At 70.3% G+C, this 11,623-nt stretch carries 5 protein-coding genes and 2 pseudogenes; 5 read left to right on the forward strand and 2 right to left on the reverse strand.

The genetic code is table 11. The annotated features are described in order from the left end of the window. From IQ216_RS06440 to IQ216_RS06460, 5 genes and pseudogenes are all read left to right on the forward strand, one after another. A pseudogene (locus tag IQ216_RS06440) lies at positions 1–2,849 on the forward strand (DEAD/DEAH box helicase); the annotation flags it as partial. Between the two features lie 46 nt (positions 2,850–2,895). Then, positions 2,896–3,822 carry an SWIM zinc finger family protein gene (locus IQ216_RS06445; protein ID WP_193814820.1) on the forward strand — a complete coding sequence of 309 codons (927 nt, stop codon included), beginning with the start codon at positions 2,896–2,898 and terminating at the stop codon, positions 3,820–3,822. 39 nt (positions 3,823–3,861) lie between these two features. After that, a complete protein-coding gene (locus IQ216_RS06450) occupies positions 3,862–4,377 on the forward strand; it encodes an MEKHLA domain-containing protein (RefSeq protein WP_193814821.1) in 516 nt (171 codons plus the stop codon). A 95-nt stretch (positions 4,378–4,472) separates the two neighbouring features. Further along, positions 4,473–6,273, forward strand: a pseudogene (locus tag IQ216_RS06455) (diflavin flavoprotein). After that, on the forward strand, positions 6,273–8,123 hold the full coding sequence (locus IQ216_RS06460; RefSeq protein WP_193814822.1) for a diflavin flavoprotein: 1,851 nt from the start codon (positions 6,273–6,275) through the stop codon (positions 8,121–8,123). Before IQ216_RS06455 ends, IQ216_RS06460 begins: the two are co-directional and overlap by 1 nt. A gap of 21 nt (positions 8,124–8,144) precedes the next feature. Here IQ216_RS06460 and IQ216_RS14685 read toward each other — a convergent pair whose 3' ends face one another. Further along, positions 8,145–8,474, reverse strand: coding sequence for a hypothetical protein (locus IQ216_RS14685; protein WP_193814824.1), 330 nt, complete (start codon positions 8,472–8,474; stop codon positions 8,145–8,147). A gap of 163 nt (positions 8,475–8,637) precedes the next feature. After that, positions 8,638–11,622 (reverse strand): aminomethyl-transferring glycine dehydrogenase, encoded by a 2,985-nt coding sequence (gcvP, locus tag IQ216_RS06470; RefSeq protein ID WP_370566640.1) that lies wholly within the window; start codon positions 11,620–11,622, stop codon positions 8,638–8,640. Between the last annotated feature and the right edge of the window lies 1 nt (position 11,623).

Genomic DNA, 11,623 nt, shown 5'->3' on the forward strand with positions numbered 1-11,623 from the left:
TCAGTGKSYAKARSWGRYMKGGGCTGCCCCTGCAGGCCGGCGAGCCGATCCCCCGCGAGCTGCAGTGGTGGCCCTGGCAGGTGGAGGGCTGGGCCCTGCATCCGGCCAGCGCCGCCGACTGGCTCAGCCAGCTGCCCCTGGCGGGCAAGCACCCCGAGATGGCCGATGAACTGCGCTGGTGGAGCCATCTGCAGCGCTGGGCCCTGAGCCTGATCGCCCGCGGCCGCTGGCTGCCCCAGATCGAGGAGGGCAACGGCCGCTGGCTGCCCCTGCTCAACCAGGAGGGCGACCGCCATCGCCTCGAGCAGCTGGCCATGGGGATTCCCCAGGTGGCCACCTGCGCCCTGGCGGCCGGGCCCGAGGGCGATCCCTGCCTGGCCTGCCGCAGGCCCGGCAGTGGCCGGCTGCGGGTGGCCAGCCTGGTGGAGGCCCTGCTCGATGGCCAGCTGCGGGAGACCTTCAGGCCAGCCCCTGAAGGCCTCGATCCACTGCTGCAGGCCTGGCAGAAGGCCCTGGCCAAGGGCGATGGCCGTCTTCACCTCGACGAGGAGGACGAGGAGCGCCTCGTGATCGCCACCCACCACTGGCGCGAGGCCGTGGCCGGCAAGGTGGCCCCGGCCCGTGCCTGCCTCGAGCTGTTCACCCCAGCCGAGGGGGATGAGCTCTGGGAGCTGAGTTTCAGTCTCCAGGCTGAGGCCGATCCCAGCCTGCGGGTGCCGGCGGCTGTGGCCTGGGCGGCGGGCACCCGCGGCCTGCAGCTGGGCGAGGTGGCCGTGCCCCAGCCAGGTGAGCTGCTGCTGGAGGGCCTCGGCCGCGCCCTCACGGTGTTCCAGCCCCTCGAACGGGGCCTGGACTCGGCCACCCCCACCACGATGCAGCTCACCCCGGCCGAGGCCTTCGTGCTGGTGCGCACCGGTGCCGCCCAGCTGCGGGATGTGGGGGTGGGCGTGGTGCTGCCCGCCAGCCTCTCCGGCGGCCTGGCCAGCCGCCTGGGCCTGTCCATCACAGCCGAGCTCTCCAAGACCTCCCGAGGCTTCACCCTCGGCGAAACGCTCGACTGGAGCTGGGACTTCATGATCGGCGGGGTCACCCTCACCCTGCGCGATCTGGAGCGGCTCGCCGCCAAGCGCAGCCCCCTGGTGCAGCACAAGGGGGTCTGGATCGAGCTGCGTCCCAACGACCAGCGCAACGCCGGTCGCTTCTGCACCGCCGACCCCGAACTCAGCCTCGACGACGCCCTGCGGCTCACCGCCACCGACGGCGACACCTTCCACCGCCTGCCGGTCCATGCCTTCACGGCCGGCCCGCGGCTGCAGGCGGTGCTGGAGCAGTACCACCAGCAGAAGGCCCCCGATCCACTACCGGCCCCACCAGGCTTCGCGGGCCAGCTGCGGCCCTACCAGGAGCGCGGCCTGGGCTGGCTGGCCTTCCTGCACCGCTTCGACCAGGGCGCCTGCCTCGCCGATGACATGGGCCTGGGCAAGACGATCCAGCTGCTCGCCTTCCTGCAGCACCTCAAGGCCGAGGAGGAGCTGAAGCGGCCGGTGCTGCTGGTGGCCCCCACCTCGGTGCTCACCAACTGGAAGCGCGAGGCCCATGGGTTCACCCCCGATCTGGCGGTGCGCGAGCACTACGGCCCGCGGCGGCCCAGCAGCGAGGCGGCCCTGAAGAAGGCCCTCAAGGGCGTGGATCTGATGCTCACCAGTTATGGGCTGGTGCAGCGCGACAGCGAGCTGCTGGAGAGCATCGACTGGCAAGGGATGGTGATCGACGAGGCCCAGGCGATCAAGAACCCCGGCGCCAAGCAGTCGATGGCGGCCCGCGACCTGGGCCGGCCCGGCCGCAGCAGCCGCTTCCGGATCGCCCTCACCGGCACCCCGGTGGAAAACCGGGTGAGCGAGCTCTGGGCCCTGATGGACTTCCTCAATCCGAAGGTGCTCGGCGATGAGGCCTTCTTCCACCAGCGCTACCGGCTGCCGATCGAGCGCTATGGCGACATGGCCTCGCTGCGCGATCTCAAGGCCAGGGTGGGGCCCTTCATCCTGCGGCGCCTGAAGACCGACCGCTCGATCATCTCCGACCTGCCGGACAAGGTGGAGCTGCACGAATGGGTGGGGCTCAGCCCCGAGCAGAAGAAGCTCTACACCCGCACCGTGGACGAGAGCATGGACGCCATCGCCCGGGCACCTCTGGGCCAGAAGCACGGCCAGGTGCTGGCCCTGCTCACCCGGCTCAAGCAGGTGTGCAACCATCCCGCCCTGGCCCTGCGCCAGCAGCCCAGCAGCGACGACCCCCAGTTCTTCGAGGGGTTCTCCGCCCGCAGCGCCAAGCTGCAACGCCTGGAGGAAATCCTCGAGGAGGTGATCGAGGCCGGAGACCGGGCCCTGCTGTTCACCCAGTTCTCCGAATGGGGCCTGCTGCTGAAGGCTCACCTGGAGCGCAGCTGGCGACAGGAGGTGCCCTTCCTCTACGGCAGCACCAGCAAGGCGGAACGCCAGGCCATGGTGGATCGCTTCCAGGACGATCCGCGCGGCCCGCAGCTTTTCCTGCTGTCGCTGAAGGCCGGTGGCGTGGGCCTCAACCTCACCCGCGCCAGCCACGTGTTCCACATCGACCGCTGGTGGAATCCGGCCGTCGAGAACCAGGCCACCGACCGCGCCTACCGCATCGGCCAGCAGAACCGGGTGATGGTGCACAAGTTCATCACCAGCGGCTCGGTGGAGGAGAAGATCGACAGGATGATCACCGAAAAGGCCCGACTCGCCGAGGACATCGTGGGCTCCGGCGAAGAGTGGCTGGGGGGCCTGGACGTGGGCCAGCTGCGTGACCTGGTGGCCCTGGAGGAATAATCCTCCCCAGCCTGATCCCAGCGATTCCCACCGTCATCCTGTTGCCATGACCAGCACTCCGATCACCACCCAGCTCGGCAACGAGGGTCTCGGCCAGCAGGCCTGGTGGGTGGCCCAGTGGATGGAGCTGATCAACTCCTACCGCTTCAAGAAACGGCTGGAGCGGGCCTGGGAGTATGCCCGCTCCGGCAACGTCACCTCGATTCGTTTCGAGGGGCGCCGGGTGCACGCCCGGGTGCAGGGCAGCGGCGACGATCCCTACAAGGTGAAGCTCTGGCTCGACGTGCTCAACGACGACGACTGGGGCTATGTGCTGGAGGCCCTCAGCCAGAACGCCCGCTGGTCAGCCCAGCTGCTGGCCGGCGTGATGCCGGAGGACATCGAGCGGGCCTTCGCCGCCTCCGGCAAACGCCTCTTCCCCTTCAAGCTGCAGGAGGTGCGCAGCGAGTGCACCTGTCCGGATAAGACGAACCCCTGCAAGCACGTGAGCGCAGTGTTCTACCTGATGGGGGAGCGCTTCAGTGAGGACCCCTTCGTGCTGTTCCAGCTGCGGGGCCGGTCCCGCGCCCAGCTGCTGGCCGACCTGGCCAAGCGACGCCAGACAATGCTGGCCAGACAGGCCCGCGGCAAGGGCAGCCGGCCTGCCGCGGGCCTCGCCACAGCGCAGCCCGTGCATCCGGCCATCCGCGATCCCAGCCGCTGGTGGCGCTACGAAGCCCCCCTGCCGCCCGATCTGGTGGTGATCACGCCGGCGATGGAGGGGGAAACCGGGCTCGATGCCGCCGGCCGACTGCCCCTGGCGGAGTCGCCCCGCTTTCCCGAGGCCAACGGACTGTTTCTCGAGCACCTGCTGACCTACAGCCGGGAGCGCTCCAACGAGGCCATGGCCCGGGCCATGGACAGCGGCAATGAGGAGAAAGAGACGGAGAAGGAGAAGGAGGCGGCGGGATCAGCCGCAGGCACTGGCTCCTGAACCGGCCACGCCCCAGCCACGCCCGATCGCAGCCCACCGATGATCTCCTCCCAGGCGAAGCAGAACGTCCTGGCCGGCTGGCTGCAGCCGGACGCGCTGCAGACGGTCTGCTCGATCCTGCAGTCCCACCAGCAGGCCTTCGGCAGGCCCCTGCTGGCGGGCCTGGCCGCGGACGCCTCCGAGCTTCAGCGGGCCCAGGCCCTGTTCGCCTCTCCGGCTGCGGTGCTCGCCCATGACGGCGCCGATCCAGACACCGACCCCGGCCCCCGGCTGATCTACGCCAACCGAAGTGCCCTCGTGCTGTGGCGCCGGCGCTGGGGGGAGATGGTGGGCCTGCCCTCGAAATTCACCGCCGCAGCCCAGGAGCGCAGCGGCCGGCAGCAGGCTCTGCGCCAGGCCAGGGCGGCTGAGGCCCTCAGCGGCTATGGCGGGGTACGGATCGACAGCCGGGGGCGCCGCTTCCGGATTGAGGGGGCCCGGCTGTGGACCCTGCGGGATGCCGGGGGCTGCCCCAGGGGCCAGGCCGCCCGCTTCAGCGCCTGGCACTGGCTCTGAGCGGCAGGTGTCGGCGACGACAACGGGCGGTGCGGCCGATCGAGGCAGCCATCCGCTGGCGTTACCTACAGTCATCTTTCTTCCCGAGGGTGTCCATGGCAGCTGTCACCTCCCCATCCGCCGCGGCCAGGCCTGATGGTGCCGTTGCCCAAGCCGCCGGGGCGCCACGCCTGAGCCTGCAGTGCGAGGCCATCGCCGCCGACACCACCGCGATCCGCTCCCTGGACTGGGACCGCAGCCGTTTCGACATCGAATTCGGGCTGCGCAACGGCACCACCTACAACGCCTTTCTGGTGCGCGGCGCCCAGACGGCCCTGGTGGACACCAGCCACCTCAAGTTCGCCGATACCTGGCTGCCCCTGCTGGAAGAGCAGATCGATCCGGCCGCGATCGACTACCTGATCGTGTCCCACACCGAGCCCGACCACTCGGGCCTGATCGGCCACCTGATCGATCGCAACCCCGACATCCAGATCGTGGGTTCCAAGGTGGCGATCCAGTTCCTCCAGGATCAGGTGCACCGGCCCTTCCRGRGCSGCGYCGTCRNGWGNCGGCGACGAGCTCGACCTGGGCACCAACCCCGAGAGCGGCTGCGCGCACCGCTTCTCCTTCCTGAGTGCGCCGAATCTGCACTGGCCCGACACGATCTTCTCCTTCGATCACGGCACCGGCACCCTCTACACCTGTGATGCCTTCGGGCTGCACTACTGCTCCGATGAGCTGTTTGACAGCGACCCCGGCGCCATCGCCCCAGACTTCCGTTTCTACTACGACTGCCTAATGGGGCCCAATGCCCGCAGCGTGCTGCAGGCCCTCAAGCGCATGGACGCTCTGCCGGAGATCCACACGGTCGCCGTGGGCCATGGGCCCCTGCTGCGTCACCACCTCAGCCTGTGGCTGAACGACTACCGCGACTGGAGCAGCGACCGCAGCGCCGGTGAGACCTATGCCGCCGTCTGCTACGTGAGCCAGTACGGCTTCTGTGACCGGCTCAGCCAGGCGATCGCCCGCGGCATCGGCAAGGCCGGTGCCCAGGTGCAGCTGGTGGATCTGCGCGCCACCGATGCCCAGGAGCTGAGCGCCCTGGTGGGGGAGGCCAGCGCCGTGGTGGTGCCCACCTGGCCCGCCAGCCCCGACGCCGAGCTGCAGGCCTCGATCGGCACCCTGCTGGCCGCGATCAAACCGAAGCAATGGGTGGCCTGCTACGACGCCTTCGGCGGCAACGACGAGCCGATCGACACCGTGGCCTCCAAGCTGCGCAGCCTCGGCCAGAAGCCCGCCTTCGAGCCTCTGCGCATCCGCCAGGTGCCCCATGCGGACGACTACCAGCGCTGTGAGGAGGCCGGCACCGATCTGGGCCAGCTGCTCACCAAGGCGCGCACGATCGCGGCCATGAAGGCCCTCGACGGCGACCTGGACAAGGCCCTGGGCCGCCTGAGCGGCGGGCTCTACGTGGTGACGGCCCAGCAGACCACCGAGGATGGCGGCAGCCTCAGCAGCGCCATGGTGGCCAGCTGGGTGAGTCAGGCCAGCTTTGAGCCACCCGGCCTCACCGTGGCCGTGGCCAAGGACCGGGCGATCGAATCCCTGCTCCAGGTGGGCGATCGCTTCGTGCTCAACATCCTGCGGGAGGACAACCACCAGCTGCTGCTGCGCCACTTCCTCAAGCGCTTCCCGCCCGGGGCCGACCGCTTCGCCGGTGTGGCCACCGTGGAGGGCGCCGCCGCGGGCGGGCCCGTGCTCGGGGATGCCCTGGCCTTCCTGGGATGCCGCGTGGCCCAGCGGATGGAGGGGCCTGACCACTGGATCATCTACGCCGAGGTGGAAGTGGGGAACGTGGCCGACACTGAGGCCGCCACCGCCGTACACCACCGCAAGGTGGGCAACCACTACTGATGACAACCTCGATCGGCGGATCGCCCGCCCAGGCTGCCCCGTCAGCCGAGCGCCGCGTGCTGGTGATCCGTCTGGAGCCCACGCTGGTGTGCCTGCGAGGCCTGAGTCCACGCCGTTCGCGCTTTGAGGTGGAATACGGCCTCGAACGGGGCACCACCGCCAACAGCTTCCTGTTTGAGCAGGGCAGCACCAGCACCGGCCACACGGTGCCGCCGGTGCTGATCCATCCCCCCGGCATGACCTACGCCGAACCGTTCTTCGCTGCTCTGGCGGAGCTGGTTCCGAGCCATGAGGCGCTGAAGGTGGTGGTGGGAGTGGTGAATCCCAAMCGGGTGGAACTGCTGAGGGCCCTGGCGGCCCGCTGGCCGAACCTGGCCCTGGTGGCCTCGAATGCCGGGGCCAAACTGGTGCGTGAGCTCTGGGATCAACGCCGTCCGCCGGCCCCGGGCGCACCGGAGCTGGCGCCGCTGCCGCCCCAGCCGCCGATCGATGTGGTGAAGCAGGAGGCCAGCCGCCCCCTGGCCGGTGGGCTGCAGCTGCGCCTGATCCCCGTTCCCACCCCCCGCTGGCCCGGCGCCCTGATGGCGTTTGAGGAGTCCACGGGTCTGCTGATGAGCAGCAAGTTCTTCTCCGCCCACATCTGTCAGGAGGGGTTCGCCGAGGCCAACCGCACGAGCGCCGAAGAGGACCGGCGCTGGTTCTACGACTGCCTGATGGCCCCCATGGCCCGGCAGGTGGAAACCGTTCTCGATCGGATCGACGAACTGCCGATCCGAACGATTGCCCCATTCCACGGCCCGGCCATCGCCGAGAGCTGGCGCAGCCTTCTGGCCGATTACCGCCGCTGGGGGGAGGGCCAGAACCGATCAAGGCTCTCGGTGGCGCTGCTCTACGCCAGTGCCTACGGCAACACCGCCACCATCGCCGATGGCCTGGCCCGGGGCGTTTCCCGCACCGGCGTGCGGGTGGAGAGCATCAACTGTGAATTCAGCGAGCCGGATCAGCTGCAGGCGGCGATCCGCTCCTGCGATGCCCTGCTGATCGGCTCTCCCACCCTGGGCGGCCATGCGCCCACCCCGATCGTGGCGGCCCTGGGCACGGTGCTGGCGGAGGGCGACCGGGCCAAGCCCGTGGGGGTGTTCGGCAGCTTCGGCTGGAGCGGCGAGGCGCTGGATCTGCTGGAGAGCAAGCTGCGCGATGGCGGCTTCCAGTTCGCGTTCGAGCCGATCAAGGTGAAGTTCAGCCCCGATGCCCTGGCCCTCAAGGCGATCGAGGAAACCGGCACCGCCCTCGGCCGTGATCTGCAGAACGTCCGCAAGCGCCAGGAGCGCCGCAGCGGCGGCGGCCTGCACGAGAGCCGCAGCGATCCAGCCCTCAAGGCCCTCGGCCGGGTGGTGGGTTCCCTGTGCGTGCTCACGGCCCAGAAGAGTGCTGCGGACAGTCCCGACCTCGGGGGGGCCATGGTGGCCAGCTGGGTGAGTCAGGCCAGCTTCAGCCCACCTGGTTTCACCGTGGCAGTGGCCAAGGACAGAGCCGTGGAGGGCCTGCTGCACATCGGCGACCAGTTCGCCCTCAACGTGCTGGCAGCCGGGCGGGAAACCGGGCCGATGAAGCGGTTCCTGAAGCCCTTCAGCCCCGGTGCCGATCGCTTCGCCGGGCTGGAGCTGGAGCACACCCCCGGCGGCCAGCCGGTGCTTCCGGAGGCCCTGGCCTGGCTGGAGGCCACGGTGCAGCAGCGGATGGAGTGCGGCGATCACTGGCTGATCTACGCCCAGGCCCAGGAGGGTGGCGTGCTCGACCCCGAGGGCACCACGGCAGTGCACAAGCGGCGCACCGGCTCAAACTACTGATCGCTCTAAGCCCGTGGCGGCTCAGGCCGCCTGGGGTGGCGGCGTGGGGTCGCCACCGACAGCATGGAAGGGCAGCACCAGGGTGGCCCAGTGGTCGGGGCGCTCCGGGCGCCTGCGCCGGGCCTGCCGCACCCCGAAGGGCACCCGCACCACGTTGGTGCCTTCCACCGGTCCCACGCTGCGGCCGCCGGAACTGATCAGCGGACGGGCGCTGGAGGGGCCCGTGCTCGCCTTGACGCTGGCCTGTTTCAGCCCAAGCCCAGGAGCCTTGCCGGCCCCCTGGGGGCCAGCTTCCGCGCTGACTGGGCCGCCGCTGCGGCCTCGGCCATCGTTGCTGTCGTTACCGCTCATGGATCCCCAGTGATGGATGGCGGAGGGCCGAGGCCTGCTCCGGGACTGAACCGAGCCCGTTGAACAGCAGTTGCAACAGATCGGGCTGAAAAGGCAATGGCCCAAGTCTAAAGAAAAGCTGTTGACTTGAACGTTCCGGAAGGCCAGTGTGCCCGATCACCGCTCAGGCCGCCGTAGCCAAAGGCTCCTTCAGAGCCAGTTCCTCAACCGACGGGCAGGTGCAGGCCAGGTTGCGATCGCCATAGGCATTGTCAATCCGCGCCACGCTGGGCCAGAACTTGCTCGCCTGCTGCTGCTCTCCGGCCGGGAACGCCGCCTGGCTGCGGCTGTAGGGCCTGTCCCAGACGTCGGCGGTGACGGCAGCCAGGGTGTGAGGGGCCCGCCGCAGCGGGTTGTTGTCGCGGTCCACCGCGCCCGACTCGATGGCGGCCGCCTCGCCCCGGATCGCCACCATCGCGGCGCAGAAACGATCCAGCTCGGCCAACCCCTCGCTCTCGGTGGGCTCCACCATCACGGTGCCGGCCACCGGCCAGCTCACGGTGGGGGCGTGGAAGCCGTAGTCCATCAGCCGTTTGGCCAGATCATCCACCTCCAGGCCGCAACTGCGCTTGAGGGGCCGCAGGTCGAGGATGCACTCATGGGCCACCCGGCCCCCCGCTCCCCGGTAGAGCACGGGGAAATGGGGATCGAGGCGCTCGGCCAGCACATTGGCGCTGAGCAGGGCCACCTGGCTGGCGGTCCGCAGGCCGGAGCCTCCCATCATGCGGATGTACATCCAGCTGATCGGCAGGATGGAGGCGCTGCCCAGGGGCGCCGCTGCCACCGGCCCAGCCCCGGCTGCAGCCGGCTGCAGCTCGGAGGGGTCGCCGGGCAGGAAGGGCACCAGATGGGCTGCCACCGCGATCGGACCCACCCCGGGGCCGCCGCCGCCATGGGGGATGCAGAAGGTCTTGTGCAGGTTGAGGTGGCAGACGTCAGCGCCGTAGAGCCCCGGCTTGCAGAGGCCCACCTGGGCATTGAGGTTGGCGCCGTCGAGGTACACCTGACCGCCCTGGGCATGCACCAGCTCACCGATGCGGCGAATGGCGGTTTCGAACACGCCGTGGGTGGAGGGATAGGTGACCATCAGAGCGGCGAGGCGCTCGCCATGGCGGCTGGCCTTGGCCTCCAGATCGGCCAGGTCGATGTTGCCCTGGGCGTCGCAGGCCACCGCCACCACCTGCATGCCCGCCATCACCGCGCTGGCGGGATTGGTGCCGTGGGCACTGGTGGGAATCAGGCAGATGTCGCGGTGCTGCTCGCCACGGCTGTGGTGCCAGGCGCGGATCGCCAGCAGGCCGGCGTACTCGCCCTGGGAGCCGGCGTTGGGCTGCAGCGAGACGCCCGCGAAGCCGGTGATGGCTGCCAGCCACTGCTCCAGGTCGGCGGCGAGGCGGCGGTAGCCCTGCAGCTGCTCGGCGGGAGCGTAGGGGTGCAGGCGGGCGAAGGCGGGCCAGCTCACCGGGGCCAGCTCGGCGGCGGCATTGAGCTTCATGGTGCAGCTGCCCAGCGGGATCATGCCGTGCACCAGGGAGAGATCCCGGCTCGCCAGCTGCTGGATGTAGCGCAGCAGCTCGGTTTCGCTGCGGTGCTCCTGAAACACGGGCTGCTGCAGCCAGGCCCCCTGCCGTTGGGGGATGCCCTGCCAGGTCTGGCGCCAGTCGGGCTGGTGCAGGCTCTCCTGGCAGGCCAGCCGGGCGCGCTCGGCGGCCAGCTCAGCCGCACTCGCGTGGCCGGAGGCCCCACCAGCTGAGGCCGTCACCGTCGCCAGGCAGGCCAGCAGCCCGGCCAGCTCCTCAGCACTGCTGGCCTCGTCGAGGCTGATGCCCACGGCGCCCTCCAGGCGCCGCAGGTTGAAGCCGCCCGTCCGGGCGGCCTGCAGCAGCTGCTCAGAACGGGGGCTGTGCAGCAGCACCGTGTCGAAACCAGGGCCCGGCTCCGGGACCAGGTCCAGGGCCCGCAACCCGGCCACCAGGGCCAGCCGCAGCCGGGTGACCCGCTCGGCCATGGCGGTGAGGCCGGCCGGACCGTGGTGCACGGCATAGAAGCCGGCGATCACCGCCAGCAGCACCTGGGCGGTGCAGATGTTGCTGGTGGCCTTGTCGCGGCGGATGTGCTGCTCGCGGGTCTGCAGGGCCAGCCGCAGGGCCGACCGGCCCTCGGCATCGATGGAGCGGCCCACCAGGCGTCCGGGGATCTGGCGCTTGTAGGTCTCGCGGGTGGCGAAGAAGGCCGCATGGGGCCCGCCACAGCCCATCGGCACGCCGAAACGCTGGGCGCTGCCGATGGCGATGTCGGCCCCCAGCTCGCCCACGGGAGCGAGCAGCACCTGGGCCAGGGGATCGATCGCCACGGCACTCACCACCCCCGCCACGGCCGCCGCCGCCAGCAGTGGCGCCGGGTCCCAGAGGCGGCCGTCCTGGCCGGGGAGCTGCAGCAACAGCCCGAAGGCTTCCGCCCACAGGCCTTGGTCACTGCCCGCCGCCAGGTCGCCAGCCAGGCCGGCGGCATCGATCGGGCGGATCGTGATGCCCAGCGGTTCCGCCCGGGTGCGCAGCACGGCCAGGGTCTGGGGCAGCACCTGCGCATCCACCAGGAACGTGTTGGCCGTGGTGCGTTTGCTGACGGCCCGGGCCAGGGCCATCGCCTCAGCGGCGGCGGTGGCCTCATCGAGCAGGGAAGCGTTGGCGATCGGCAGGCCCGTCAGCTCGCTGATCAGGGTCTGGAAGTTGAGCAGGGCCTCCAGTCGTCCCTGGGCGATTTCGGCCTGGTACGGGGTGTAGGCGGTGTACCAGGCGGGGTTCTCGAACACGTGGCGCTGGATCAGCGCCGGCGTGATGGTGGCGTGGTAGCCCTGGCCGATCAGGGAGCGCACCACCCCATTGGCGGCGGCGATCTCGGCCAGCTCCGCCAGGGCGGTGGCCTCGTCGCAGGGGGCGGGCAGCCCTTCGGCGGCCTGCTCGGAGCTCAGGAGGATGTCGGCCGGCACCACCTGGCGGGCCAGCTCTTCGAGGCTGGTGAGGCCCAGCTCGGCCAGCAGCTGGCTCTGTTCAGCCCCATCAGGGCCGATGTGCCGTTCCACAAAGGTGGGGCGGGGCAGGGGGTCCAGC

The organism is Cyanobium sp. LEGE 06143 (genome assembly GCF_015207535.1).
GTDB lineage: Bacteria > Cyanobacteriota > Cyanobacteriia > PCC-6307 > Cyanobiaceae > NIES-981.